General features: G+C 64.8%; 22 protein-coding genes and 1 pseudogene. 6 read left to right on the top strand and 17 right to left on the bottom strand.

Annotation, left to right across the window (positions count from 1 at the left end):
- Positions 1-49: 49 nt before the first annotated feature.
- Genes aroQ through F474_RS05170 form a run of 6 tightly spaced genes read right to left on the bottom strand, consistent with a single transcriptional unit; the run spans position 50 to position 4,348 of the window.
- Complete coding sequence (aroQ, locus tag F474_RS05195; protein ID WP_097083607.1) at positions 50-487, bottom strand: type II 3-dehydroquinate dehydratase; 438 nt, start codon at positions 485-487, stop codon at positions 50-52.
- Positions 488-495: 8 nt separating this feature from the next.
- Entirely contained in the window at positions 496-1,314 is an 819-nt protein-coding gene (gene aroE, locus F474_RS05190; RefSeq protein ID WP_097083608.1) for a shikimate dehydrogenase, read from the bottom strand.
- On the bottom strand, positions 1,311-2,543 hold the full coding sequence (locus F474_RS05185; RefSeq protein ID WP_097083609.1) for a CaiB/BaiF CoA-transferase family protein: 1,233 nt from the start codon (positions 2,541-2,543) through the stop codon (positions 1,311-1,313). The genes aroE and F474_RS05185 overlap by 4 nt, the downstream gene beginning before the upstream one ends.
- Positions 2,540-2,998, bottom strand: a complete 459-nt coding sequence (locus F474_RS05180) for a MaoC family dehydratase (protein WP_097083610.1) — start codon at positions 2,996-2,998, stop codon at positions 2,540-2,542. The genes F474_RS05185 and F474_RS05180 overlap by 4 nt, the downstream gene beginning before the upstream one ends.
- A gap of 10 nt (positions 2,999-3,008) precedes the next feature.
- Positions 3,009-3,401, bottom strand: coding sequence for a VOC family protein (locus tag F474_RS05175; RefSeq protein WP_097083611.1), 393 nt, complete (start codon positions 3,399-3,401; stop codon positions 3,009-3,011).
- Positions 3,398-4,348 carry a ketopantoate reductase family protein gene (locus F474_RS05170; protein ID WP_097083612.1) on the bottom strand — a complete coding sequence of 317 codons (951 nt, stop codon included), beginning with the start codon at positions 4,346-4,348 and terminating at the stop codon, positions 3,398-3,400. The genes F474_RS05175 and F474_RS05170 overlap by 4 nt, the downstream gene beginning before the upstream one ends.
- A gap of 92 nt (positions 4,349-4,440) precedes the next feature.
- On the opposite strand from F474_RS05170, the gene F474_RS05165 reads away from it, so the two are divergent.
- Positions 4,441-5,367: a LysR family transcriptional regulator gene (locus F474_RS05165; protein WP_097083613.1), complete on the top strand. Its 927-nt coding sequence runs from the start codon at positions 4,441-4,443 to the stop codon at positions 5,365-5,367.
- Here the strand turns inward: F474_RS05165 and F474_RS05160 are convergent.
- From F474_RS05160 to F474_RS05145, 4 genes are all read right to left on the bottom strand, one after another.
- Positions 5,364-6,680, bottom strand: coding sequence for an MFS transporter (locus F474_RS05160; protein WP_097083614.1), 1,317 nt, complete (start codon positions 6,678-6,680; stop codon positions 5,364-5,366). The two genes, F474_RS05165 and F474_RS05160, sit on opposite strands and share 4 nt — an antisense overlap.
- A 27-nt stretch (positions 6,681-6,707) precedes the next feature.
- Positions 6,708-8,009 carry an MFS transporter gene (locus F474_RS05155; RefSeq protein WP_097083615.1) on the bottom strand — a complete coding sequence of 434 codons (1,302 nt, stop codon included), beginning with the start codon at positions 8,007-8,009 and terminating at the stop codon, positions 6,708-6,710.
- A 34-nt stretch (positions 8,010-8,043) separates the two neighbouring features.
- Positions 8,044-8,829 carry an enoyl-CoA hydratase-related protein gene (locus F474_RS05150; RefSeq protein WP_097083616.1) on the bottom strand — a complete coding sequence of 262 codons (786 nt, stop codon included), beginning with the start codon at positions 8,827-8,829 and terminating at the stop codon, positions 8,044-8,046.
- Between the two features lie 89 nt (positions 8,830-8,918).
- On the bottom strand, positions 8,919-9,842 hold the full coding sequence (locus F474_RS05145) for a LysR family transcriptional regulator (protein WP_097083617.1): 924 nt from the start codon (positions 9,840-9,842) through the stop codon (positions 8,919-8,921).
- A 107-nt stretch (positions 9,843-9,949) separates the two neighbouring features.
- Here F474_RS05145 and F474_RS05140 point away from each other — a divergent pair, with 107 nt between their 5' ends.
- Positions 9,950-11,152, top strand: a complete 1,203-nt coding sequence (locus F474_RS05140) for a CaiB/BaiF CoA-transferase family protein (protein WP_097083618.1) — start codon at positions 9,950-9,952, stop codon at positions 11,150-11,152.
- Positions 11,153-11,200: 48 nt separating this feature from the next.
- Here the strand turns inward: F474_RS05140 and F474_RS05135 are convergent, their stop codons facing one another.
- Together F474_RS05135 and F474_RS05130 are read right to left on the bottom strand one after the other, a co-directional pair.
- On the bottom strand, positions 11,201-11,893 hold the full coding sequence (locus F474_RS05135) for a type 1 glutamine amidotransferase domain-containing protein (RefSeq protein WP_097083619.1): 693 nt from the start codon (positions 11,891-11,893) through the stop codon (positions 11,201-11,203).
- Positions 11,894-12,010: 117 nt separating this feature from the next.
- Positions 12,011-14,107, bottom strand: coding sequence for a TonB-dependent siderophore receptor (locus F474_RS05130; RefSeq protein WP_097083620.1), 2,097 nt, complete (start codon positions 14,105-14,107; stop codon positions 12,011-12,013).
- 171 nt (positions 14,108-14,278) lie between these two features.
- Between F474_RS05130 and F474_RS05125 the strand changes: the two genes are divergently transcribed.
- Positions 14,279-14,713, top strand: a complete 435-nt coding sequence (locus F474_RS05125) for a DNA methylase (protein ID WP_097083621.1) — start codon at positions 14,279-14,281, stop codon at positions 14,711-14,713.
- Positions 14,714-14,729: 16 nt separating this feature from the next.
- On the opposite strand, the gene F474_RS05120 is transcribed toward F474_RS05125, so the two are convergent.
- Positions 14,730-15,950, bottom strand: coding sequence for a glutamate carboxypeptidase (locus F474_RS05120; RefSeq protein ID WP_097083622.1), 1,221 nt, complete (start codon positions 15,948-15,950; stop codon positions 14,730-14,732).
- A gap of 148 nt (positions 15,951-16,098) precedes the next feature.
- Between F474_RS05120 and F474_RS23185 the strand changes: the two are divergent.
- From F474_RS23185 to F474_RS05110, 3 genes and pseudogenes are all read left to right on the top strand, one after another.
- Positions 16,099-16,881 (top strand): annotated as a pseudogene (locus F474_RS23185) (MCP four helix bundle domain-containing protein); the annotation flags it as partial.
- Positions 16,876-17,739, top strand: a complete 864-nt coding sequence (locus F474_RS23180) for a methyl-accepting chemotaxis protein (protein WP_371916120.1) — start codon at positions 16,876-16,878, stop codon at positions 17,737-17,739. The pseudogene F474_RS23185 and the gene F474_RS23180, both read left to right, overlap by 6 nt.
- A gap of 123 nt (positions 17,740-17,862) precedes the next feature.
- Positions 17,863-18,339 (top strand): GNAT family N-acetyltransferase, encoded by a 477-nt coding sequence (locus F474_RS05110; RefSeq protein WP_097083624.1) that lies wholly within the window; start codon positions 17,863-17,865, stop codon positions 18,337-18,339.
- Between the two features lie 102 nt (positions 18,340-18,441).
- Here F474_RS05110 and F474_RS05105 read toward each other — a convergent pair whose 3' ends face one another.
- The 4 genes from F474_RS05105 to mfd form a co-directional block, all read right to left on the bottom strand.
- On the bottom strand, positions 18,442-20,424 hold the full coding sequence (locus F474_RS05105) for a methyl-accepting chemotaxis protein (protein WP_097083625.1): 1,983 nt from the start codon (positions 20,422-20,424) through the stop codon (positions 18,442-18,444).
- Between the two features lie 53 nt (positions 20,425-20,477).
- Positions 20,478-21,068, bottom strand: coding sequence for an isochorismatase family protein (locus F474_RS05100; protein ID WP_097083626.1), 591 nt, complete (start codon positions 21,066-21,068; stop codon positions 20,478-20,480).
- A gap of 87 nt (positions 21,069-21,155) precedes the next feature.
- Positions 21,156-23,423 carry a DEAD/DEAH box helicase gene (locus tag F474_RS05095; protein ID WP_097083627.1) on the bottom strand — a complete coding sequence of 756 codons (2,268 nt, stop codon included), beginning with the start codon at positions 23,421-23,423 and terminating at the stop codon, positions 21,156-21,158.
- A gap of 6 nt (positions 23,424-23,429) precedes the next feature.
- Positions 23,430-26,885 (bottom strand): transcription-repair coupling factor, encoded by a 3,456-nt coding sequence (gene mfd / locus F474_RS05090; RefSeq protein WP_097083628.1) that lies wholly within the window; start codon positions 26,883-26,885, stop codon positions 23,430-23,432.
- Positions 26,886-26,918 lie beyond the last annotated feature (33 nt).

Below are 26,918 nucleotides of genomic sequence, written 5' to 3'. Positions count from 1 at the left end.
TCTGGCGGCAGGTTGTTGGGGGGAGGGCACGGCGGCGCTGCCCGCAGGCTCACCTTCGCGCCGCACTCACTGCCGCCCGCAGCCCGATCAGGTAGCTGTCCACCCCGAACCCTGAAATCTGCCCCAGCACGATCTCGGCGAACACCGAGTGGTGGCGGAAAGGCTCTCGGGCGTGGATGTTGGACATGTGCAGTTCCACCACCGGCACGGTCAGGATCGCCAGCGCATCACGAATGCCATAGCTGTAGTGGGTCCAGGCGCCGGCGTTGATCAACACCGCGCTTACCCCGTCTTCATAGCCTTGGTGAATGCGCTCGACCATTCGGCCTTCGCAGTTGCTCTGGAAGGTTTCGACCTCCACGCCCAGCTCCTCCCCCAGCGCGCGCAGGCGGGCGTCGATCTGCTCGAGGGTGATGGTGCCGTACTGCACCGGGTCGCGTTTGCCGAACATGTTGTGGTTGATGCCGTGCAACATCAGGATTTTCATGGCAGCGCTCACACCAAGGCAATGGTCAGGCGGTCGATGACCGGGCGCGTCTCGGGGCGAACGCCGCGCCACCATTGGAAGGCTTCGGCAGCCTGCTCAACGAGCATGCCGACGCCGTCGGCCAGCTGCTTCACACCCTGGCTTTGGGCCAGGCGCAGGAAGGGCGTCAGGCCCTTGCCGTAGGCAAGCTCGTAGGCCAGTGCAGCGTGCTCGAACACCCCTTCAGGCACCGGCGGCAGCTCATTGCTGAGGCTGGCGGAGGTGGCGTTGATCACCAAGTCGAAGGTTTCACCGGCCAGGCTTTCGTAGCTCACCGCCGACAGCCGCCGGTGGTGCAGCTCCCAGGCCAATACCTGAGCCTTGCGCACGTCGCGGTTGGCGATCACCAGTTGCTCGGGCTCGGCCTCCAGGAAGGGCAACAGCGCGCCGCGCACGGCACCGCCGGCACCGAGCAACAGCACCCGCTTGCCTTTGAACGGGTGGCCGAGGTTGTGCTGCAGGTCGCGCAGCAGGCCGATGCCGTCGAAGTTTTCCGCCAGTACCTGTTCACCTTCGAACTTCAGCGCGTTGGCAGCCTTGGCCAGCCGGGCCCGCTTGCTGGGCTGGGTCGCCAGTTTGTAGGCTTGCAGCTTGAACGGGGCGGTCACGTTCATGCCCCGGCCGCCCCCGTCGCGAAAGCGGGCCACGTCCCCGGCGAAATCGTCCAGCGAGCCTTCGATCGCACCGTAGCTCAGCGCCTGGCCTGTTGCATCGGCGAACAGGCCATGGATCAGCGGGCTTTTGGTGTGGTTGATCGGGCGGCCGATGACAGCGTATTGGTCAGTCATGCGGTCACCTTTTGTGTGTATAGCACGCCGTCTGCTTCCAGGCGCGCAATCTCGTCAGCCGAAAAGCCCAGGCTGGCGGCCACTTCGGCATTGTGCTGGCCCAGGTCGGGCGCCGGCCGGTGCTCGGTGGTGTCGCAGCCCGAGAACCGAAACGGCAGGTTCGGCAGGCGCAGCGTGCCGTAGCGCGGATGCTCCTGCTCCAGAATCATGCCGCGCGCCTGGATCTGCGGGTCGGCGATCACCTCGTCGATGCGCTGCACCTTGGCGCAGGGCACGTCCACCTCATCGAGCAGGCTGAGCAGGCGCGCCACCGGGTTGGCCGACACCCAGGCCTTGACCTTGGCGAGGATCTCTTCCCGGTGTGCATTACGGCCAGTGAGGCTGTGAAAGCGGCTGTCGCTGCCAAAACCCGGCAGGCTGGCGTCCTTCTCCACCAGTGCCGCGAAGCGCTTCCAGGATTCATCCACCTGGGCGGCGATCACCAGGTCGCCATCGGCGGCACGAAATACCCCGTACAGCGTGGACGTGGGCATGTCGTGGCCCGTCTGTTGGGGCAGAATTTCGCCGCCCGACAGGGTGTAGCACTGCACCGCGTACTCGTGCATCGAGACCAGCGTGTCGTACAGCGCCATGTCGATGTGCTGGCCCTGGCCGCTGGTCACGCGGCCCAGCAAGGCGGCGTTGATCGCGGCCACGGCGTGAATGCCGGTGTACATGTCACCCAGTGAGATGCGCAGCAATGGGGGTGCCTCGCCGGGGTTGCCGACCATCTGCATGATGCCGCTCTTGGCCTCGGCAATCAGCCCGAAGCCGGCGCGATGGGCGTCGGGGCCGGTGTGGCCGTAAGCGGAAATCGAGCAGTAGACCAGCCGCGGGTTGCGCGCCTGAAGCTCTGCGTAGCCCAGGCCGAGTTTGTCCAGGGCGCCGGGGCGGTAGTTTTCGATGAACACGTCGGCGCTGTCGCACAGTTGCTGCATGAAGGCTTTGCCACGCGGGTCCTTCATGTTCACGCTCACGCCCTGCTTGCCCATGTTCAATTGCAGGAAGTAACCACTCTGCGCATCGTCGAGCACATGGGCGTGCTGGCGGCCAGCGTCACCGCTGCCGGGGCGCTCGACCTTGATGACCTCGGCGCCCAGCGCAGCCAGGCAGCGGCCCACATACGGCCCGGCAAGAAAATGGCTGTAGTCGATGACACGAATGCCTTTGAGCGGCAGTGGCTGGCTCATACCGCACCCTCCCGGCGAGGCACCATCAAGCGATGTTCACCGCGCTGCACCACTTCGCCTTTCTGGTTGATCAACTCCGAGGGCAGCACCACGATGCCCCAGCCCGGCTTGCTTTTGCTCGGGCGCATGGCCCCAACGCGCATCTTCACCTGCAGCACATCGCCCACACGGATCGGCAGCAGGAAATCCCAGGTCCAGCCCAATGACATACCTGGCAAGAAGCGGTAATCGCACTGGGTTTTCAAACCATCGGCGATCGACAACCCCATCAGCCCATGGGCGACCAGGCCGCCGAAGTGGCTGGCGTTGGCGTAGGCTTCGTCCACATGCACCGGGGTGTGGTCGCCGGTGAGGTCGGCGTAGGCCAGGATGCGCTCTTTGGTCACGGTGTAGGTAGGGGTCAGCGCTTCGTCGCCTTCGCGGGCGTCTTCGAAATATTTTTCTTGTACGGTCATGGCAGCTCTCTTATTCAGGGGCGCGGGCATTGACGGCCAGCAGCTCGCGCACGGCCGAGGCAGGGCAGGCCTGGATGAATTCCACTGCCAGCCCGTCAGGCAGGCTCAGCCAGTTGAACCCCTGAGGCATTTGCTCCACCTCGAAACGGCGGGCGGCAGCCAGTGCGGCGTCGAGGTCTTCGCACATCACGCCCAGATGGCCCAGGCGGCCTTCAGGGCCTTCGAAATCCGGTTTGCTCATGAACTGCATGCCGCCCAGCGTCCAGTACTGGAGAGGCTCCTCGGCCGTGCCCTGTACTTCGCGCATTTCCATGCCGAACACTTCGCGAAAGAAGCGGATGTGCCAGTGGATGTCCTTGACCCAGATAGCCACGTGTTCCAGATACGCTTTGGGGATGCTCACAGCTTGGCTTCCTCTTGTTGTTGGTCGCCCATGGCGCGCTCGATGCCCTTGATGCACGCCACCAGGGTGGCATTGACAGGGGTCGGGATGCCGTGGCGCTGGCCCAGGCGCACCACGGCGCCGTTGATGAAGTCGATTTCGGTGATCGAGCCTTTTTGCAGGCTCTGGAGCATGGATGTCTTGAAGGAGGGTGGCAGCCCCTCGCCGGCCAGGTTCCAGGCCGACTCCGGGTGCTTCAGGCTCAGGCGCACCCCGGCCGCGCGGGCAACGCCGATGGCTTCACCCACCGCCTGCAGGGCAGTGTCGCGCAGCACCGGTTCGTCGTAGAGCTGGCCGTAGGTGAGCATGGTGATCCCGGTGAGTGCACCGGTGGCAACGTTCACCAGCAGCTTGTCCCACATCACGCCCAGAATGTTGTCGCTGACCGTCGTGGCCAGGCCCGCAGCATTGAAGGCCTCGGCGATCGCCTGCGCCCGCGGGGTGATGCGGCCGTCCAGCTCGCCGATCAGGGTTTGTTTGCCGGGCACGCCACTGCGTATCGAACCGGGTGCCAACAGCACACCGCCCACGTAGGTTTTGCCGGCCAGCACTTTATCGCGGCCCACCACGTCGGCGAGCAGGTCTTCGTGCCCCAGGCCGTTCTGCAACGACATCACCACGGTCTGCGGGCCGATGAGCGCCAGCGCACTTTCGATGGCTTCAAGGGTGGCGAAGGATTTGACCAGCACGATGACCAGGTCTACCTCACCGATCGCCTGCGCGTCGGTCGCAGCCAGCACCTGAACGACGCGGCTGCCGTTGCCATCCTCTACGTGCAGGCCTTGCCGGCCCACCGCCTCGATGTGCGCGTTGGGGCGGTTGAGCAACCAGGTGGTGTGGCCCGCTTCGCTCAGCCAGGCAGCGAAGGTGCTGCCCAGTGCGCCGGCGCCAAGTATGCAGATGTTCACGATCCAGGCCGCTCCTTTTTTGGCTCACCTTAGCGACGCCACCTGATTCAGGCCATACAATGGCCCCAATACGCCTATTGGGATTTCTGATAATGGCTGTGCCTGAAACCTTGCCCGAACCCAAGCTGTTGATGCTGTTCGATGTGCTCTACACCACCGGCAGCGTGACCCGTGCAGCCGAGCAATTGGGCCAGAGCCAGCCGACCATCAGCCTGTGGCTGGGCAAGCTGCGCGAGCAATTGCGTGACCCTCTGTTCGTTCGCACCCCCACCGGCATGGCGCCGACCGCCCAGGCCGAGGCGTTGATCCAGCCCTGCCGCCAGTTGCTCGAAGACCTGCGGCGGCTGGTGGCCTGGGAATGCCAGTTCGAGCCGTCCACCAGCGGGCGGCGTTTTCGCCTGTGTATGAGCGACGCCAGCCACATCACCCTGCTGCCTCGCATTCTCGAATACGTGCGTAGCCACGCACCGGCGGTGCGGCTGGAGGTGGCGCGCATCGACGGCAATACCGAACGTTCGCTGGAAAGCGGCGAGGTGGACTTGGCCATCGGCCTGATTCCCTGGCTTCAGGGCGGCATCTATCAGCAGGCGTTGTTTTCGCAGGATTGGGTATGCCTGAGCAGCGCCACCCACCCCCGAACCGGCGATGGGCTGAGCCTTGAGGCGTACTGCAGCGAGGGCCACGTGCAGGTGGCCGCCGGCACCGGCCAGAAGCTGCTGGAGTATGGGTTGGCCAGCGCCGGCATCAGCCGCCGGGTCGTGCTGGAACTACCCGGCTTCCTTGGCTTGGGGGCCGTTATCCAGCAGACCGACTTGATTGTGACGCTGCCGCGGCACATCGGTGAAACCCTGGCCGGCACCTACGGGCTGCGCCCGCTGGAGTGCCCCGTGCCGGTGGAGGGGTTCGAGGTCAAGCAGCACTGGCACGCCCGGCACCACCAGGACAGCGGCAACCGCTGGTTGCGCGGGGTGATGCACCAGTTGTTCAGCCGCGCCCATTCCCAAGCGTCAAGGCGCTAGACCTGCACGCGGTCGACACGGCGGATCATCACCGCTACCGCGAACACTCCCAGCAAGGCCATGATCGACACATACACCAGGCCACCGATGTAGGAACCGGTGGCCTGGATGATCAGCCCAATCACCAGTGGCGTGACCGCACCCCCGACGTTGGCACACAACTGGCACAAGCCCACGGCAGTGGCAGTGCCTTGGCTGGGGACCATGTCCACCACGATTGCATCCAGGCCGCCGGCCATCCCTTGGCCAAAGAACGCCACGCTCAACACCGCGATCACCGCCAGCGGCATCGCCAGGTAGTTGGCGATGAACAGCGAGGAACACAGCAGCATGCCCAGCATCACTGGCAGCTTGCGCGCCCAGGTATGGCTGATGCCCCGGCGTGACATGGCGTCGGACCAGTGGCCGCCCACCAGCATGCCGGCCATGGCGGCAATGAACGGCACGCTGGCCCAGAGGCCTGCCTTGATCAGGTCCATGCCTTTTTCGTGCACCAGGTAATTGGGAAACCAGGTGAAGAAGAAAAACAGCGTCGAGGTCAGCGAAAACTTGGCGATATACACCCCCCACAGCTCACGCTTGGCCACCAAGGCCCCCACCGTGGCCCAGCGAAACGGTGGTTGCTGGCTGCCAGGCAGCGCATCGGTGTCCAGGATCAGCGCCCGCTCGGCGTCGTTGGCCCGGGTGCATTGGTCCGGCTCGCGGTAATGCCTGCGCCACACCAGTGCGAACAGCAGGCCCAGGGCACCACAGGCAACGAATACCAGCTTCCAGCCCACGGTGGTCACTGCCCAGGCCAGCAGGGGTGCGAAGAAGGCCAGGCCAATGAACTGGCCGCTGACGTATCGACTCACCGCGCGGCCGCGCTCCTTTTTCGGAAACCATGAAGCAACCACTCGCTGCGCCGAGGGGAAGCAGGGCGCCTCGGTAGCGCCAAGGCCCACCCGCAGCAGCATCAGCTGCAGGGCGTTGCCCGCGGCCCCGAACAGCATCGTGCACAGCGACCACAGCGTCAGCGACCAGGTGAAGGTGCGCTTGGCACCGTAGCGGTCGATCAAGATGCCCGACGGCAACTGCATCGCCATGTAGCTCCAGCCAAAGGCGGAGAAGATCACCCCCATCCAGGCCGGGTCGATATTGAGCTCTTGCTGGATCAGTGGCGCAGCGACCGACACGATGGTGCGGTCGAGGTAGTTGATTGAAACGCCGATGAACAACAACAGCAGAATGAACTGGCGCACACGGGTCGGGCGTGCCTGCGCCTGGGCGGCCGCTGCCAGCGCTGGGCTGGAGGGGAAGGAGCGTTCGGTCATGATGTCGACTCTTGTTGTGGGTATAAGTCAGCGGCCGCAGGCCAATGCAGGTTCAGCCGCTGGCGTGCCGAGGGGCGGCTGCCAGGCTTCGGGGCCGCGATAGATGGCCGCCAGCGAGAGCAGATTCAGGGCGATGCCCACTGCAAGCATCGGCCACCAGGCACCGGCGAACTCAGCGTTCAGCCAGGTGGCAAGCAGCGGTGCACAACTGCCGAGCAGGTTGGCCAGGTTGTAGCCCACTGCCGAGCCGCGATAGCGCACGGCGGCCGGGAAGGCTTCGGCAAAATAGGCCGGCTGGATACCGGCATGCAGCTGCACCGCGCACAACAGCGCGACCGTGCCCAAGGCCACCGGCAACGGATGGCCGGTGGCGACCAGCGGAAAGAACGATGCCATCGCCACTAGCATCAGCGAAGAGGCGAGCAACAGGCTGCGCCGCCGCCCTCGGCGATCGGCCAGCAGGCCGCCAGCGGCCATGGCCAGCATCGAGCACAGGTGCGCGACGATGAGAATGCCGAATGCCGTTTGCTTGTTCAGACCCAATTGGGTCACGGCGTAGTTGAGGCTATAGACCGCGGCGATGAAGTAGCCCACCGAAGGCGCCACCCATACCAGCGCCAGGCGTAGCATGGTCGGAATATGGGCCGCGACCTGTGCCGGTGCCTGCTGGCGCTGTTCGAACGCAGGTGTTTCACTGACCTTCATCCGAATGTAGAGCCCCAGCGCGACCAGCACGAAACTGAACAGAAACGGCACGCGCCAGCCGATGGCGTCGAATTGCTCGCTGCTCATCAGCGCGGCGACACCGAACAGCAGGGCATTGGCCAGCACCTGGGCCAGGGGCGAGCCCATGGCGATGAACGAACTGTAGAAACCGCGGCGTTCGGGTGGGGCGTGTTCCATGGTCAGCAATTGGCTGCCGGTCACCTCACCCCCGAGCGCGAAGCCCTGAGCGAAGCGCAAGCTCACCAGTGCAAGAGGCGCCCAGGCGCCGACGCTGGCGTAGGTTGGCAGTACGCCGATCAGAAAAGAGCACACACCCATCAGGATGAACGTGAAGACCAGCATGCGACGCCGGCCGAGGCGGTCGCCCAGATAGCCGCACACCAGCCCGCCCAGCGGGCGGGCGATGAAGCCCACGGAAAAGGTCGCAAAGGCTGCCAGCGTCGCCGAGGTCGGGTCGGCAGCAGGAAAGAACAGACGTGGCAGTACGGTGGCTGCAATGGCGCCGTACGCCGCAAAGTCGAGCCATTCCAGGGCCGAACCTGCAACGCTGCTCAGCGCGGCACGGGTGGCCATGGGCGAGCCAGTAGGGGATGAGACGGTCATCGGCGAATCCCTGTTGTAATTGTGAGAAGGGGATTTAACGGCCCTGCCACTGCGCCTGGCGTTTTTCCGCGAACGCCGCAGGGCCCTCCACGGCGTCCTGGCTGGCCAGCATGCGCGCCGCCATGGGGTAGTCCTGATGCATCGTGCTGTTGAGGTCGGCCTGGCGCAGGCTTTGCAGCACCACCTGCTTGGACGCTTGCACCGCCAGCGGGGCGCACTGGAGGATGTCGGCGGCCAGTGCGTGCGCGGCTTCCAGCAGCTGTTCAGGGGCGACTATCTGGTTGATCAGGCCCATGCTCAGGGCTCGCTGAGCGTCGATGGTGCGCCCGGTGAGAATCAACTCCATGGCGTGCTTCATGCCGATCTGCCGGGGCAGGCGCTGTAACAGGCCGCCGCCCAGCGCGGCCAGGCCTACTCTTGGCTCGGGGAGGCCGAAGCGGGCGTGGTGGCTGGCCACAGCCATGTCGCAGGCGGCCAGGATCTCCATGCCGCCGCCCAGGCATGCCCCGTTCACGGCAGCGATCACCGGCTTCCACAGGTCGAAGCGGTGCGTGATGCCGGCAAAGCCGGTGGCCGGCTTGGTGTGGTCACCACTGCTGGCCAACGCCTTGAGGTCGGTGCCCACGCAAAAGGCCCGCTCGCCGCTACCGGTGATGATGGCGACGCGCAGGTGCTCGTCACTGGCGTAGCGGTCCAGGGCATCGGCCAGCTCTTGGTGGGCAGCCGGGTGCAGGGCATTGAGGACTTTAGGCCGGTCGAGGGTGAGCAGCAGCAGCGGGCCGTGGGTTTCGTAACGGCAATAGCGATAGCGGGGTGGCATGGCGCAGGGCTCTTGTTGTTGTGCCTGGCGCCACCTTAGAAGTGCCGGCAGAGCACCGTCCATGCAGCTCGCGTTATAGCGCTATTGGCCTATTCAATAATGCCGCCCTGGTGCTGGAACAACTGGGCACAGAGGTTGCGCAGCCAGCGGTTGCCGGCATCCTGGTGGTAGCGGGTATGCCAGTGCTGCTTGACCGGAAAGCGTGGCAGGTCGATAGGGCAGGGCAAGGCCTGGAGGCCGACCGAGCGCGCCAGGGTACGGCCGATCAGTTCGGGCACCGTGGCGATCAGGTCGCTGGCCAGTAGCAGCGCAGGCAAGCCCAGAAACCCCGGCAGGCGTACCCGCACCGTACGCTCGATACCCTGCTCGCGCAGGGCATGCTCCAGGCGCTGGTGGCCTTGGCCCGGGGCGGTGACCACATGCTGGGCCTGAGCGTATTGCTCGGCGCTCAGGGCGCCCTGCCACTGGGGGTGGCCCTGCCGCACCAGGCACAGCCAGTTCTGCTGGTAGAGGGTTTGCTGGTAGAAGCCGCTTTCCAGCTCCGGCAGGTAGCCCAGGGCCAGGTCGGCCTCGCCCGACTGCAGCTTATCGAAGGTCAAGTGATCGATGCGGATCGCTTCGAGGTTAACGTGGGGCGCGGCTGCGCTGACCTGGGCGAACAGCGCGGGCAGCAGGGTGGCATGGCTGGCGTCGGTCATGCAGATGCGGAAGGTGCGCACCGCACGTGACGGGTCGAAGGCGGCTTCGGTGGTCGCCATCTGGCGAATCAGGGCCAGCGCATCCCGGCAGGTGCCGATCAATTCATCGGCGCGAGGCGTGGGTTGCATGCCGGTGTGGGTGCGCACGAACAAGGCATCGCCCAGTTGTTCGCGCAGCCGCGCCAACCAGATGCTGATGGTGGGCTGGCTTTGCTCGAGTTGCTGGGCGCAGCGGCTGACACTGCGGCATTCGTAGAGGGTGTCGAACAGGCGCAGCAGCTTGAGGTCGATCAGCGAGGCGTCCGGTTGCTTCATGTTGTTATTGTCTCGGGCAATACGGCCATTGAACGGGGCGCATAGCCAGCTGCGCCGCACACTGGCTAGGGTGGTAGGCACTTCATAACGATAAGAGCGCCGCCCCCATGAGCCTACCGCTGTCTGGAATCCGTGTCGTCGACTACAGCCATTTTCTCGCCGGGCCCTACATGTCTCGCTGTCTCGCGGCATTGGGCGCCGATGTGATCAAGGTCGAGCGCCCGGGGGGCGGCGACCCGGGCCGGGTGCATGCGTACCAACTGGGCGATGTCAGCGGCTACTTCCTGCAACAGAACATGGGCAAACGCGGCATTTGCGTGGACGCGCGCCAGCCCGAGGGGCTGGAGGTCGTGCAGGCGCTGGTGCGCAGTGCCGATGTGTTCGTCGAGAACTACCGCCCTGGGGCCTTGGCCAAACTGGGCCTGGGCTTCGATGCCCTGGCGGCGATCAACCCCAGGTTGATCTACTGCTCGGTCTCGGCCTATGGGCACACCGGCCCGATGGCCAGCCAACCGGGCTTCGGCCTGATCGCCGAAGCCCGTAGCGGGGCGATGGCGCAGATGGGCAACCCGGGCGAGGCGCCGCCGCTGCTGCGCATGCCGATCGCCGACATGTACACCGGTATCCACGGCGTGGCGGCGATCTGTGCGGCTATCGTGGGCCGTGAACGTGATGGTGCCGGGCAGCATATCGACCTGGCGTTGTATGACTGCATGGTGTCGATGCACGACTTCGCGATCCAGGCCTACACCTTCAGCGGCGGGCAAGTCATACCCCAGCAGGTAGGCCACGACCTGCCTGACGCAACCCTCTATGGGGTATTTCCCGCCCGCGATGGCTACCTGGTGCTGGCCGCACAGGTCGATGCTATCTGGCTGAAGCTGGCGCGCCTGGTGGGCGGCGAGGCCCTGGCCGGTGACACTCGTTTCCATGGCGCCGCTGCGCGCAATGCCAACCGCCCCGCTGCGCTGGAATACGTGACGGCCTGGACCCAGAGCCAGGCCTCGGTAGCGGCGTGCATCGAACAACTGGAAGCGGCCGGCGTGCCTTGTGCGCCGGTACAGCGTATCGACGAAGTGATCAACGACCCTCAAGTGCTGGCGCGCGACATGATGCTCGAACAGCAGCACCCGACCTTGGGCATCGTGCGCCTGCCCAACCTGCCGTTCAGGTTTTCAGGCCATGCCATGGCCACGCCGCCATTGGCACCGGCATTGGGCGAGCACAACGAGGCTGTGCTTGCCGAGTTGGGTTACGGCGAGCAGCAGATCGATCGATTGAAAGAGGCGGGCATATTGAGCCGCACTTGAAGGTGGCCGGCCTGGCGCCCTTGGCGAGCGCCTGGCCGGTTGCCGGGTTCAGCTGGCGGTCTCGCGCTTCAGGCGGGCCACCACCGCCTTGGCGGCCGCTTCGGAGGAGGCTGGGTTCTGGCCGGTGATCAGATGCCCGTCTTCCAGCACGTAACTGGCCCAGTCATCGCCCTTGCTGTAGAGGCCGCCCTGCGCCTTGAGGGCGTCTTCAACCAGAAACGGCACCACCTCGGTCAGGCCCACGGCCTCTTCCTCGGTGTTACTGAAACCGGTGACCTTCTTGCCTTTGACGATGGCATGGCCATCTGGCGCCTTGGCGTGCTTGAACACCCCGGGCGCATGGCACACCGCGGCCAGGGGTTTGTTGGCGGCGTAGAAGGCTTCGATCACGGTTTTGCTATCGGTGCTCTCGGCCAGGTCCCACAGCGGGCCGTGGCCGCCGGGGTAGAACACCGCGTCGAAATCGTAAGGGTCGATCTCGCCCAGCGGCAGGGTTGAGGCCAGTGCGGTCTTGGCCTGAGTGTCCTGGGCGAAACGGCGGGTGGCGTCGGTTTGAGCGTCGGGCTCATCGCTTTTAGGGTCCAGCGGTGGTTGGCCACCTTTGGGCGAGGCCAGGGTCACCTTGGCGCCTGCGTCGACGAACACGTAATAGGGTGCTGCGAACTCTTCCAGCCAGAAGCCGGTTTTCTTGCCGGTGTTGCCGAGTTGGTCGTGCGAGGTGAGGATCATCAGAACATTCATCGAAGCCGATCTCCGTTGGGCAGTGGCAGGAAAATGTGAAACGTACCCAAGTGAGAAACCTCACTTGGGCAGACGTTCCTCTTTTGAGGCCATGCGCGCTCGGTTGCCTTGCAGTGCTCAGTAGCTGTAGGTGACGGACATCAGCGCCGTGCGGTCGTCGCCCAGCGCGACTGCGCTGGCCAGGCCGCCGGCGTAGTAGTGCTGGTCGAACAGGTTGCGCACGTTCAGCGCCGTGCGCCAGTGCGGGGTGGCGTAGGCTACGCCGACGTTGGCCACGGCATAACCGGGCAGGTAGTAGCCGTTGGTGTAGCGCTCGCTGGCGGCGTTGAAGCCGCCGTTGACTTCCCAGCCCAGCGGGGTGCCGTTGAAGCGGTAGCGGGCGAACAGGTTGGCGGTGTGGCGGGGCACGTTGTTGAGGCGATCACCTTCGGTGATGGCCTTGGCCTGGGTCTGGCCGCCATCGTCGGTGACGGTTGCCCAGGTGTAGGCGTAGCCGGCGATCAGGCTCAGCTTGTCGGTGACGTCGCTGTTGAGCTCGACCTCCAGGCCCTGGCTGCGTTGCTCGCCCACGGCGATGCTGGAGCCGGTATGGACCGGGTCGGCCTGTAGTACATTCTTGCGCCGCAGGTCGTAAGTGGCCACGGTCAGCAGGGTGCGGCCCGGTACCAGGTCGAACTTGATACCGGCTTCCCACTGCTCGCCTTCCTCGGGTTTGAACGTATTGCCGTTGACGTCGGTGCCTGTGTTGGGGAAGAACGAGGTGGCGTAGCTCAGATAAGGGCGCACGTTCGGCACCACTTCGTACATCACGGCCACGGCGCCGGTGGTGGCGTTGGCTTCGGTGGCGATGCGGCGGGGCTGCGACAAATGGTTCACGCCGTAGGTATCGGTCATGTCGCGGCGCAGGCCTGCGGTCACCAGCCAGCGATCGTTGATTTTCCAGTTGTCGCGCACGTAGGCGCCGGTCATGCGGGTGGTGATGTCAGTCCAGGTGCGAGGTGTACTAGGGCAGTCGATCTGCTGGCCGTAGACGGGGTTATAGGCATTGAGGTTGCCAACGGTGCAGGTGTAGCTGACGGTGCTTTCGCGCAGGCGCAGGTAATCCACGCCTGCGGTTATATCGTGGGTGCCGAGGGCGGTGTCGAAAAGCTTTTGAAGGTTGTTGTCCAGGCTAAGGGTATCGCCATCCCAATGTTGGGTCTGGGCGCTACGCCTCAAGGTGTTGTTTGCTGCAAAGGTGCTGTTGCTCACCAACTGCCCATCCAGCCGGAAATCCTGCCAGCGCAGGTTCTGAGTGAAGGTCCAGCCTTCACCGAAGCGATGCGCCAGGCTGTAGCCGACGCGGTTTTCCACGCCATGGTAGGGGCTTTGGCCAGGCTCGCCGGTAAAGCGCGAGCGCGGCAGGCTGCCGTTGGGGTTCGGGTTGATCGAGCCAGACAGCGGCAGGCCTTGCTGGCGGATGTAGGAGCGGTCCTGGTGGCTGGTCAGGAGGGTGAAGTCGGTATCCTCGCCCAGGTCCAGCGACAGCGACGGGGCGATGTAATTGTTCTTGAACCACACGTGGTCGGTGGCGTCATTGGAGTCGGACAGCAACCCGTTGACCCGTAGTGCGGCTTTGCCGTTGGCCGACAGCGGCGTGCCCACGTCGAAGGTGCTCTGGCGCAGGTCGTGGCTACCGTAGGTCACGCCCAGGCGAGCGAAGGCCTCAGCCTGCGGGCGCTTGCTGACCATGTTCACCACACCGCCCGGCAGCACCAGGCCATATTCCATCGATGCCGGGCCCTTGAGCACTTCCACTTGTTCCAAGCCGAACACCTGCTCGGCCACGCGGTTGGAGCTCGCCGTGCGCAGGCCATCGAGAAACAGCGAGTCGGACGCCACCTGCCCGCGGATGATCAGGTCGTCCCACCCGCGCCGGCCGTATTGCCCGGCAGTCACCCCTGGCACGTTGTTCAGCGCGTCGGTCAGGCTCTGGGCCTGGGTGCTGTCGAGCACCGCTCGCGACACCACCTGCACGCTGCGCGGTGTTTCGGCCAACGGCAAGTCGCTTTTGCCGACCTGGGCGTGGGTGGGGGCGAAGCTTTCCTGTGCACTGGTTTCGCCCTGGCCATCGACCTGAGTAGTGGGCAAGGTGAGCGCGTCGTCGGCCAGTGCAAGGGCAGGGGTGAGCAGAACCGCACAGAGCGTCGCTGCGCGGGTGGCGTAAGGATTCATGGAGAGCCTTGGTGTGAATGGGAAACTGTGGCGGATGATAATCTTTCTCTGATGCGACAGCTAGCACCGCCCCACTGCATTTGTTCTGAGGCATGCGCCTTATCGGTTAGCGGGAATTCCCATGGCCGATTCGCTATCTACCGACCGCACCCCTCTGATTTCGGATGGCTCATGACCACGACTATCGGCGCTGCTGAGCTGGGCATCGACCTGGCCCACGATACAGAACGTGCCTTGTTCAAATGGCTGCTGGCCAGTTGGCTGATGGGCAAGCGCATTCAGGGCGATATCGCCGCCAACACCTATCGGGTGCTGGTGGAGAAACATGGCCTTGATACACCCGCCAAGCTGGCTGCGCAAAGCCATCGCGCGTTGGTAAGGATGCTGGGAGAGGGCCATTACACCCGCTATGACGAATCCAGTGCCGATCGCCTGCGCTCGCTGGCACGGGCCCTCGATGAGCAGTATCAAGGCAAGGTCAGTGCCATGGTTGATGGCGGCGAGGGCCGCAACGCTTTCGAGAAGCGCCTGCTGGCTTTCGAAGGGGTAGGGCCCAAGACGGTCGAGATCTTCATGCGCGACGCGGGCAGGGTGTTGTTCCCCTAGCGCGCCGCGGGGCCAGCTACTGCGATTTGCCCAGCTCCACGAGCATGCGGGTCAGCAGGTAAGCCCTGGGCGAAAGGCTGTCGACCTCGGCATACTCTTCCGGCGTGTGCGTATTGCCACCGACCAGGCCGAAGCCATCCAGCGCGGGCACACCTTCGCCCGCCGCGATGCTGATGTCTGCCGCACCGCCTGTCCCGATCAGCTCCAGCTTGCGCCCCAGCTCGCCATAGATACCCTGGGCTTGCGCCACCAGTTTGTCGGTGGCGGCGGTCTGGGGCATGGGTGGCAGGCCCCGTTCCAGCCGGGTGCTGACCTCGATGCCAGGTACCAGGGTGTTGGCTGATATTCGCTTCAGATCGGCCTCGACGCGGTCGAACTCTTCCGGGGTCGCCGCCCGTACGTCCGCTTTGGCCACGGCGTGGTCGGGGATCACGTTGATGCGGTCACCGGCCTCGATGCGGGTGAAGTTGACGGTGGTTTTCTTCTGCTCGTCGCCCAGCTTGCCCAGTTGCAACACCTGGTGCGCGATTTCGGTGGCCGCGTTGCGCCCAAGCTCCGGTGCAACACCTGCGTGCGAAGCCTTGCCTTTGACTTCCACCACGGCGTCGGCGCTGCCCTTGCGCCAGATCACCAGTCCATCGCCAGGCCGCCCTGGCTCCAGGTTCAGCGCCACGTCATGCTGCCTGGCGGTGCTGGCGATCAGCTCGGTGGCCGCTTGGGAGCCGGTTTCTTCGCTGGCGTCGAGCAGCAGGGTGATCTGCCCGTAGCCCTTGAGGTCCAGGGTTTTCATGATGTTCAGCGCAGCCAGGGCAACCACGATGCCGCCTTTGTCGTCTGCAACGCCCGGCCCATAGGCGCGGTTGCCGTCGACTCGAAACGGCCGCTGCTTCACCGTGCCCTCCTTGAACACTGTATCCATGTGCGCCAGCAACAGGATGCGCGCTTTGCCGGTGCCCTTGAGGGTGGCCACCAAGTGCTTGCTCTGGTCGGGTGCACTGTTGGGCACCTCTTGTACCGTGGCGCCGAGCTTTTCCAGCTCTGCTTTTACCAGTGCGCTGACCTGGCCGATGCCTGGGGCATAACCGGAGCCCGAATCAATGTTCACCAATTGCTCCAGCAGGGCCATCGAGGGGGCCTGTGCCTGGTCGGCGGCAGCCTTGATGCGCTCGTCGAGCGCGGCGTAGGAAGGCAAGGCGATGCAGCAGCCAATGAGGGTAGCGAGCAGCGTACGGGGCATTGGAACGTCCTTATCGTTTTGCAGGAGTGCCCTGCCCAGTTAAGCAGCTCTGTCGGCGCCCGGGGTATAAAGCTCCTAGGGCCTCTGCCGATATCGCTTCTGCAGGGCCACGAATCAGCGTGGCCTATCACTTGCCGGGTCGCCCATCATGAGCTGGTTCCAGAACCTCAAGCTAAAACCCAAACTGCTGTCTGCCTTCGGGCTCTGCGCCTTGATTACCCTGGGTGTTGCCAGCCTGGGTGGCTCGGGCATCTCCACCCTTTACAGCCAGTTGCAGGACATCGTCAGCAATAACCTGTTTTCGATCCAGAAAACCGACCTGGTCAAGGCCAATGTCATCGCCACTAACCGCGACATGTTCAAGGCCGTTGCGCTGGCTGCCGTCAAGGCCGACCCCAAAGACATCGACGCGGCCATTGCTTCGTTCAAGGACAACCAGGCCGAAGCGCTGAGCAACTTCAAGGTCTATCGCGCTACGCCACTGGCACCGGACGAGCGCGCGGCTGGCGATGCGTTCGAAAACGACTGGCCCACCTACGTGGCCCAGACCGAGAAGGTGTTCCAGGCTTTGCAAGCGGGCGACATGCCACGCGCCACCGACCTGTTGATGACCGCCGTGACGCCTGCGTACAAGACCGTCATCGCCGAAGTGAAGGTGATGACCGAATCCAACGCGCGGCAGGCCGGGGAGGTCGCGACCACCGCCGACCAGACCAGCGAAAGCGTGACCCGTTCGCTGGTGATCGGCAGTGCCCTGGCGGTGCTGCTGGGCATGGCGCTGGGGTTGCTGATCACCCGCGCGATCACCCGCCCGCTGTATCAATCCGTCGAAAGCGCTAGCCATGTAGCCAAGGGTGACCTCACCCAGGCGATCCCGGCAGGTGGGCAAGATGAGATTGGCATGCTGCTGCGCGCCCTCACGGACATGCAGGGCAATCTCAAGAGCACGGTACGGCAGATAGCCGATGCGTCCGACCAGCTGGCTTCGGCCGCCGAAGAGCTCACCGTAGTCACCGACGACAGCAGCCGCGGCCTGGTACGCCAGAACGACGAGATTCAGCAGGCCGCCACGGCCGTCAATGAAATGACCGCCGCCGTCGAGGAAGTCGCACGCAATGCCGCGAGCGCCTCGCAGGTGTCGACCCAGACCGCCGAGGATGCGGTGCAGGGCCAACGGCAGGTGCGTGAGGCCGTCAGCGCCATCGATGGCATGACCCAGGGCATCAACGACTCGACCCAGCAGATCGAGTCGCTGGCCGGGCAGATCCGCGGTATCAGCAAGGTCCTGGATGTGATCCGCGGCATTGCCGAGCAGACCAACCTGCTGGCGCTCAATGCCGCCATCGAAGCTGCCCGTGCGGGGGAGCAGGGCCGTGGCTTTGCGGTGGTGGCCGATGAGGTCCGGGCGCTGGCGCACCGCACCCAGTCTTCGACCGGCGAGATCGAAAGCATGATCAACTCGGTGCAGAGCAGCGCCGATGGCGTGGTGCAGGCCATGGCCAGCAGCCGCAGTACGGCGCAGTCGACCCAGGCCTTGGCAGCAGAGGCGGGCAGGGCGCTGGAGCGTATCAGCGAAGGTGTCGGGCAGATCAACGAGCGCAACCTGGTCATCGCCACGGCGGCCGAGGAACAGGCCCAGGTGGCCCGCGAGGTGGATCAGAACCTGGTCAATATCCAGGACCTCTCGACCCAGACCGCTGCTGGCGCCAACCAGACCAACGCATCGAGCCAGGAGTTGTCACGGCTGGCCATATCGTTCGGCGCCATGGTGGGGCGCTTCAAGCTCTGATCGATGCAAACTCCAGCGCGGCCCTACATGGGCCGCTTTTTTTTTGCGTGGTGGGTTTAGCGGTTGACGCTGCGCGGCCAGGGTGTTTCGCTGGCGAGCGCCTACACAAACGAGACTTGCACCATGACGCTTCACATCCGCCCCGCCACACCCGCCGACGCAACCACCATCCTGCATTTGATCACTGAGCTTGCTCGTTACGAGAAAGCTGAGCACGAGGTCAAGGCCACCGTTGCGGACATTGAGCGTGATCTGGCCGACCCCCAATCAGCAGCCAACGCTTTGATCTGCACCCTTGATGGCGAGCCGATCGGCTATGCGCTGTATTTCTTCAGCTACTCCACCTGGCTCGGCCATCAGTGCATGTACCTGGAGGACCTTTACGTCTCCACCGAGCAGCGGGGTGTTGGCGCCGGCAAGGCGCTGCTGCGGCACCTGGCGCGCATCGCGGTCGAGCGGGGCTGCGGGCGGTTGGAGTGGAGCGTGCTGGACTGGAACGAGCCGGCGATCAAGTTTTACGAAAGCATCGGCGCTCGGGCTCAGGATGAGTGGGTCAAGTATCGGTTGGCGGGGGACGCACTGCTCGCGTTGGCCGAATAGCCCGGGGCCCGCGCCTGAGGCCGCTTTTGGCCAGGCGCAAGGCCCTGGCTGGTAAAGGAGCCTGCGTTCGAGGCCGGCCGCCCCGAACGCAGAGCGGGCAGTTCAGCCCAGCTTGAACCGCTGGACCACTGCGATCAGGCGCTCATTGGAAGCGGCCAGTGCAGCGGTGCTTTGCTCGCCCTGGGCGCCGCCGGCGACCAGCTCTTCCACCATATGCCGCACTGCGACCATGTTGCGGTTGATCTCTTCGCTTACCGCGCTCTGCTCTTCGGCGGCGGTAGCGATCTGCGAGCTCAGGTCGTTGATCTGCACCACCGACTCGGCCATGCCATCGAGGCCCTGATTGACACGGGCTGTCTTGTCTACAGTGGCCTGGCAGCTTTGCTTGGTGCTCTCCATCGCCACCACTGCCGCCTCCACGCCCTGTTGCAGGCGGCTGAGCATGTCGTTGATTTCCGACGTGCTGGTTTGTGTGCGCCCGGCCAGTGCCCGCACCTCGTCTGCCACCACGGCGAAGCCCCGGCCCTGCTCACCGGCTCGCGCCGCTTCAATGGCGGCGTTGAGCGCCAGCAGGTTGGTCTGCCCAGCGATTTCGCCGATCACGCCCAGCACAGCGTTGATGCGCTGGGCGTCTTCTTCCATCGAGCGTACCTTGGCCGTGGCGGCGTCCACTTCGCCGATCAAGGCCTGCACGCTGGATGAGGCGTCGTCCACTACCCGTTTGGACTGCCGCGCATTTTCATCGGCAGTCCGGGTCATGGTGGCGGTTTGAGCGGCGTTGCGTGCCACGTCCTCGGCGGTGGACGTCATTTCGGTGATAGCGGTCACCGCCTGGTCGGTTTCGTTGGCATGGCGGGTCAGGATCTGGTTGGTGCCTTTGGCCTGCTGGCGCAATTGGTCGATGCCCTGGCCAATCAACACCGAACTTTGCGCCACCTCTTTCATCATGTTCTGCAGATAGCCGATGAAGCGGTTGACCGACTCGCCCACCGCACCGAGCTCGTCGTCGGCGCGGATCGCGATGCGGCGGGTCAGGTCGGCATCGCCGGCCGAGAGCGTATCGATGTTTTGCTTGAGAACCCGCAAGCGTTTGATCAGCGAGCGCAGCGCCAGCACCATCAGTGCCAGCAGCACCAACACCAGGGGCAGTTGCAGCGCCGCCAGGGTGCTCAGCACCTTGCTGCTCTGCTGGGTCAGCAAGTGGGTCTGCTGCGCCACCACCAATTGCCAGGGCGTGCCTTCGATCGGTTGTATGAAGAGGGTGTAGTCGCTGCCGTCGACACCGGTGAAGTGGTCGCGCGACAGGCCCCCCTTGAGCGCGCTCTGCACCGCCGCCGCGAAGGGATACTGGCCGGCCAGGCTCGACAGGTTTTTCAGCACGTTGTTGCCGGCCATTTCCGGCTCGTTGCTCAGCACCGTACCGTCGCTTTCCACGATCAGTAGCCGCGCGTGCAGCTCGGCCTCTTTCTTGGCCACCAGGTCGTTGAAGAAGCCCAGGGTAACGTCGATGGTAGCCACCCCGTAAGGCTCACCGTTCTTGCTGATGGCCATGGCGCAGTTGGTCCGCGGCTCGGGGCTGGCATCGTCCTGGTAGGCGTTCGCCCAATTGCATTGCCCGGCCGGCGCCTTAAGGCCACCGAGGTACCAGGACTGCTCGAAGTAGTTTTTCGATTCTGGCGAGTTCCAGTGCGTATTGACGATGAGCTTGCCGCTGGCATCGCGGTGATAGAACGTGCTGAATTTGGCGCGACCGGGTTCGCGTTTGTTGGGCAGGGGCCAGATGCCTCCGCCGAAGACTTTCAACTCGCCGTACTGGTTCACCATCGAAGGCAGCAAGCGGTCGATGTCGGCGCTCTCCAGCTGCGGCACGGTTTCGGTGATGACCCTCTGCTGCGCCTGTACACGGGCAAGCTCGGTCTTGATGACATCGCCAATCCGCGCAGCGGCTCCTGTGAGGGAGCGTTCATCGGTAGCGGTGAGGCTGGGCGTTACCCATAGCTCGATGCCGGCGGCGGTCAAAATCGCAATGAGTGCTACAGCGCCCACGAACGTGGCGGTGTAGCGGGCCTGTATTGTTTTTAGCATGGCTGAGGTCCCGGTGGTCGGCGCCAGATGGCGGCACAGTGAGTATCGGCCTGCTAGGAAATTTCTGAAGGGGCAGGCGCCGCACAACCTTGGGCGATCAATGCGCCCGAATCGACGATGCGAGCATATTCGCCGCCGAGTATGGCCAACGTGAGTTCGTAGACCGTTTGGGCATCCCACTGCTTGCCGTCAGGCCCCTTCACCGGCACTGCAGTGGTGGCATCGGCGGGCAGGATGATGCTGTAACCCAGGGCTTTGCCGGCACGGACGGTCGCGTCCATGCTGTTGTGAATCACCACGCCGGTCAGCACCAATTGCACGGCTTGCAGCTGCTTCAAGACCTCATCCAGCCGCGTCGCGACGAACGCACAGTTTTCGTGCTTGGTGACGACGATTTCACCGGCCACGGGTGCCACTTCCTTCTTGATGCCGTTCCACGGGCCATGGGTGTGGTAGGTGGATGCGGGGTTCGGCTCGTCGTGCTTGACATGGATAACCGGCCACCCATTGGCTCGCCAGTGGGCAAGCAGGCGCACAATCGCCGACAGGTAGCCTGGGTGGCTTTTACCGCTCCACTGCGGCTGGTCGATGGCTTGCTGAACGTCAAGAATGATCAGAGGGGTGGGGGCAGAGGGGCTGGCCATGGTCGTCGTTCATCCAGAGCGGTCGCTGTGGGCATGCGCCCAGAGTATGGGCTGAATGCGCTGGAGCATAGCGTGCCGCTGAGCGGCTTACACCCCGAACAACGCCTCGATGTCTTCGGCCTGCCAGCGCCATTCGCCTGCCTGGCCACCTTCGAGCACGCCGGCGGCCAAGGCCGCTTTTTCCCGTTGCAGTTGGGCGATCTTCTCTTCCACCGTGCCACGGGTGATGAGCTTGTAGACGAAGACGGGCTTGTTCTGGCCGATGCGGTAGGCGCGGTCGGTGGCCTGTTGCTCGGCCGCCGGGTTCCACCACGGGTCGTAGTGGATCACCGTATCGGCCGCTGTGAGGTTCAGGCCGACCCCGCCGGCCTTGAGGCTGATGAGAAACACCGGCAGCTCGCCCTTCTGGAAGGCTTTGACGGGGGCGCTGCGGTCGCGAGTGGCGCCGGTCAGCAGGGCGTAGCGAACCTGGCGCGCCTGCAGCTCGCGCTCGATCAACTCCAGCATCGAAGTGAACTGGGAGAACAGCAGAGCGCGCCGGCCTTCGCCGAGCAGGCGCTCCAGCATTTCCATGAGGCTGTCGAGCTTGCCGGAGGGGCTGCCCTCTGCCGGAGCCTGGCCCGCCAGGCGCAGGTCGCAGCACACCTGGCGCAGCTTGAGCAGCGCTTCGAGAATGACGATCTGGCTGCGCGCCATGCCCTTGCTGCGAATTTCCTCGCGGACCTTGTGATCCAGTGCCAGGCGCACGGTTTCGTAAACATCGCGCTGGGCGTCGTTGAGCTCGACCCAGTGCACGATTTCGGTTTTAGGCGGCAACTCGGTGGCCACCTGGTCTTTGGTGCGGCGCAGCAGGAAGGGGCCGATGCGGCGGTTAAGGTCGGCCAGGCGCTGATCGTCGCCGTGGCGTTCGATAGGTACCCGGTAGGTGGCGGTGAACGCCTTGGCATCGCCCAGCCAGCCGGGCATGAGAAAGTGGAACAGCGACCACAGCTCGCCCAGGTGGTTTTCCAGCGGCGTGCCGCTCAGGCATAGCCGCTGGCGTGCCTGAAAGCGCCGCGCGGCCTGGGCCGCCTTGGTATTGGCCGTTTTGATGTACTGCGCTTCGTCGAGGACCAGCAGGTGCAGTTGCAAACCGGCGATCTGCTCGATGTCCTTGGGCAGCAGGGCATAGGTTGTCAGCAGAAGGTCATAGCGGTGCAGGTCGGCGAAATGCTGCTTGCGGCCTACGCCTTGCAGCGCCAGCACCTTAAGCGAGGGCGCGAAGCGGGCGGCTTCATCGAGCCAGTTAGGCACCAGGCTGGTGGGCATCACCACCATGGCGGGGCGGTCGAGGCGGCCGGCTTGCTTCTCGCACAGCAGGTGGGCCAGCGTTTGCAGCGTTTTCCCCAGGCCCATGTCGTCGGCCAGCACGCCACCCACACCCAGTGCCCGCAGGTTCTGCATCCAGGCCAGGCCTTGAAGCTGGTAGGGCCGCAGGGTCGCTTGCAAGCCCTCGGGGGGCGCCTGGATGTCGCACGGCGGGGTGCGCAGGCGCTCGGCGAGGTCGCGCAGCTGTTCGCCGCCTTGCCATTGCAGCGGCACCCCCTCCAAAGCGCTCAGTTGAGCTGCATCGGGGGTGGCCAGGCGCAGCTTCTGTTCATGGCCTTCAAGCCGGTAGAGGTCGCCCAAGGCCGCCACCACTGGCTTGAGCCGGCCCCAGGGCAGGGCGACCTGGCGTACCCGGCCCCCCGCTGCGCTATTACCGGGCAATGGAACGAGCAACTGTTCGTCTTCTCGCCGCCGCGCCAGGCTAGCCGGGCGCAGCAGCTCAGGGTTCAGCCGCAACAGGTTGAGCAGGATCGGCAGCAGGCTCAGGCGCTGGCCATCGACTTCAATGCCCAGTTCCAGCTCGAACCAGTCGCGTTCAGGGGCGTTCTCCACCGTGGCGTACCAGTGCTGCACCGGCAACAGGTCGAACGCGAAGTTCTCTGCGTATTCGATCTGCCAACCCTGTGCGCGCAGGCGTGGCAGCTCGCTCTGCATGAAGCGCAGCCAAGCCGCGTCTCCGGCCAGCTCGTAGAGCTCGCCGGCACTTTCGGGCAGTGCCTTGCTTTGCCGGGTGGCCAACTTGAAACCGCAGTGCTGCAGCACCTCACGCAGCTGGCGTTCACGTGCTGGTTGCCTGTAAACCTGTGAACCACGCGGGGTGATACTGCCGCTGACGTACTGGCCCTCATAGCCGAACGCCAACGCTGCGCGGTGCTGCACCTGGCGCTGCATGCGGCCGTTACGCGGCTCGAAGGCGCTGAACTCGACGCTGCCCAACCACAGTCGTGGCTGGGGGGCAGGGCGGGCCGCGTTGAGAGGCTCGTCCATGGGCGCTTAGCCGGCCTTGGGGGCCAGGCGCTCTAGCAGCGCCTCGAGGGTGTTGAAGCGTTCGTCTGCGCGCTCCATCGGCACGCTGAAACGGAACAACGTTGCACCTTCGAACTTGTAGCGGTTCGGCTGGCCCTGGATCAGCTTGATCAGCACCAAGGGGTCGACAGGTGTCTGGGCGCCGAACTCGATGCGCCCGCCTTGAGGGCCTGCGTCGATCTTCACGATGCCCAACTGCTCGGCCCTGAGCTTGAGTAACGTCAGGCGCATCAGGTTCTTGGTCGGGTCGGGCAGCAGGCCGAAGCGGTCGATCATCTCCACCTGCAGGTCTTTCAGGCCCTCTTCGTCGGCGGCCGAGGCGATGCGCTTGTAAAGGATCAGCCGTGCATGCACATCGGGCAGGTAATCGTCGGGGATCAGCGCCGGCAGGCGCAGGTTGATGTCCGGCCCGCCGCCCAGCGGTTGCTCCAGGTTGGGCTGCTCGCCCTTCTGGATGGCCTTGACCGCGCGCTCGAGCATTTCCATGTAGAGCGTAAAGCCCACCGCCTGGATCTGGCCGCTCTGGCCATCGCCGAGCAGCTCGCCGGCGCCGCGGATTTCCAGGTCATTGGTGGCCAGCACGAAGCCTGCGCCAAGGTCCTGGGTGTTGGCGATCGCTTCCAGGCGTTTTTCGGCGTCCGGGGTGATGGCCTGGCGCGGCGGGGTCAGCAGGTAGGCGTAAGCCTGGTGGTGGCTGCGGCCCACGCGCCCGCGCAGTTGGTGCAGCTGGGCCAGGCCGAACTTGTCGGCGCGTTCGATGATGATGGTGTTGGCGCTGGGCACGTCGATGCCGGTTTCGATGATGGTGGAGGCCACCAGCACATTGAAGCGCTTGTGGTAGAAATCGCTCATCACCTGTTCGAGTTCACGCTCGCGCATCTGCCCGTGGCCGATGCCGATGCGTGCTTCAGGGACCAGTTCGGCGAGGTCTGCCGCGCATTTTTCGATGGTCTTCACATCGTTGTGCAGGAAGTACACCTGGCCGCCGCGTAGCAGCTCACGCAGCAGCGCCTCCTTGATGGTGCTCTTGTTCTGCTCCATCACGAAGGTGCGTACCGACAGCCGCCGCGCCGGCGGCGTTGCGATGATCGAGAGATCGCGCATGCCCGACATCGCCATGTTCAGGGTGCGCGGGATTGGCGTGGCGGTCAGGGTAAGGATGTCCACCTCGCTGCGCAGCGCCTTGAGCTGCTCCTTCTGGCGCACGCCGAAACGGTGCTCCTCGTCGATGATGGCCAGGCCCAGTTGCTTGAACTTCACATCTTCGGACAGCAGCTTGTGGGTGCCGATGACGATGTCGATCTTGCCTTCGGCCAGCTCTGCCACCGCCGCGTCGACTTCCTTGGCCGACTTGAAGCGGCTCATCACCTCTACCCGCACCGGCCAGTCGGCGAAGCGGTCGCGAAAGCTGTTGTAGTGTTGCTGGGCCAACAGGGTGGTGGGCACCAGCACGGCTACCTGGCGGCCGCTGTGCACGGCGATGAAGGCGGCGCGCATGGCCACTTCGGTCTTGCCGAAGCCCACATCGCCGCACACCAGGCGATCCATGGGCTTGGGCGCGAGCATGTCGGCGCGCACTGCCTCGATGGCGCTGTATTGGTCAGGGGTTTCCTCGAAGGCGAAGCCTGCGCTGAAGGTCTGGTAGTCCAGCGCGGGGTCGGCGAATGCATGGCCTTTGCGCGCGGCACGGCGAGCGTAGATATCCAGCAGCTCGGCGGCCACGTCGCGTACCTGTTCGGCCGCTTTGCGCTTGGCCTTCTGCCAGGCTTCGGAGCCCAGCTTGTGCAACGGCGCCAGGGCATCGTCGCTGCCGGTGTAGCGCGCGATCAGGTGCAAATTGGCCACGGGCACGTAGAGCTTGGCGTCGTCGGCATAGGCCAGGGTGAGGAACTCGGCGGCCTGGTTGTCGATCTCGAGGGTGGCCAGGCCCAGGTAGCGGCCCACACCGTGGTCGATGTGCACCACCGGGGCGCCTTCGCGCAGTTCGGTGAGGTTCTTGATCACCGCGTCGTTGCTGGCATCGTTGCGCTTGTCGCGGCGCCTGCGCTGCATCACCCGCTGGCCGAACAGAGGGCTTTCCGGCACCAGTGCAAGGGCCGGGTCGCGCAGGCACAGGCCTTCTTCCAGGGGGGCTAGGGTAATGGCAAGGCGGTCTTCGCCGCCTGCGAACTCTGCCCAGCTGTCTACGCCCTTGGGGCGCAGCTTCAGCCGCTCGAGCAGCTCCAGCAACACTTCGCGCCGGCCCGCCGACTCGGCGGTAAACAGCACGCGGCCGGGGAACTGGTCGAGAAAATTTGCCAAGGCACTCATCGGCTGGCTGGCCTTGGCCTCGATGGCGAGGTCTGGCAGCGGCTCGCAGGGCACGCAGGCCTTGGCGCCTTCGACTTCGCGCCCGGCGACCACGCGTGGCCAGGCTTTCAGGCGAGCGAAGCAGTCTTCGACCGGCAGAAACAATTCAGCCGGCGGCAATAAAGGGCGCATAGGGTCGATGCGGCGCTCCTCGAAGCGGCCGCGCACATCGCTCCAGAACTGCTCGGCTGCCTGCTCGATGCCCGGCAGGGAGATGACCTGGGTGCCTTCGGGCAGATAGTCGAACAGGGTGGCGGTGTTTTCGAAGAACAGTGGCAGGTAATACTCGATGCCGGCCGGCGTGATGCCGCTGTTGAGGTCCTGGAAGATGGGGCTTTTACGGAAGTCGACGTCGAAGCGCTCGCGAAACCGCGCCTTGAAACGGGTTACGGCGTCTTTTTGCAGCGGGAATTCCCGGGCTGGCAGCAGCCGCACCGACTCGACTTTGTCGACCGAGCGCTGGGTCTCGGGGTCGAAGGTGCGCAGGGTTTCTATCTCGTCGTCGAACAGGTCGATGCGGTAGGGCAGGCGGCTGCCCATCGGGAACAGGTCGATCAGCGCGCCGCGCACGGTGAATTCGCCGTGCTCGTAGACCGTGTCGACGTACCGATAACCGGCCGCTTCCAGGCGTGCGCGGGTCTGCTCGACATCGAGTTTCTGGCCCACGTCCAGCACCAGGCTGCTGCCCAGCAGGAACTGCGTGGGGGCCAGGCGGTGGAGTGCGGTGGTGATCGGCACTACAAGCACCCCATGGGCCAGCTCCGGCAGCCGGTAAAGGCTGGCGATGCGCTGCGAAACGATGTCCTGGTGCGGTGAGAACAGGTCGTAAGGCAGGGTTTCCCAGTCGGGGAAATGCAGCACCGGCAGGTGCGGAGCGAAGAAGCGCAACTCCTGTTCCAGGCGGTCGGCGCTCTGGCTGTCGGTGGTCAGCAGCAGGGTGAAACGCTGCGCACCGCTGGCCGCTTCGGCAATGGCCAGGGGCAGGGCGGCGCCGTGCAGGCCGCTCCAGGTCTGTTTGCCGGTGGACGCGGCGGCGGCCGCGGTGGGCAGTGGCGGAAGGCGCAATACAGGCACGGTCGGGGTGCACTCCTGGCGAACGAACGGGCT

The organism is Pseudomonas sp. URIL14HWK12:I12 (assembly GCF_003097135.1).
Lineage (GTDB): Bacteria > Pseudomonadota > Gammaproteobacteria > Pseudomonadales > Pseudomonadaceae > Aquipseudomonas.
This window is presented reverse-complemented; position numbering and strand designations above follow the sequence as displayed.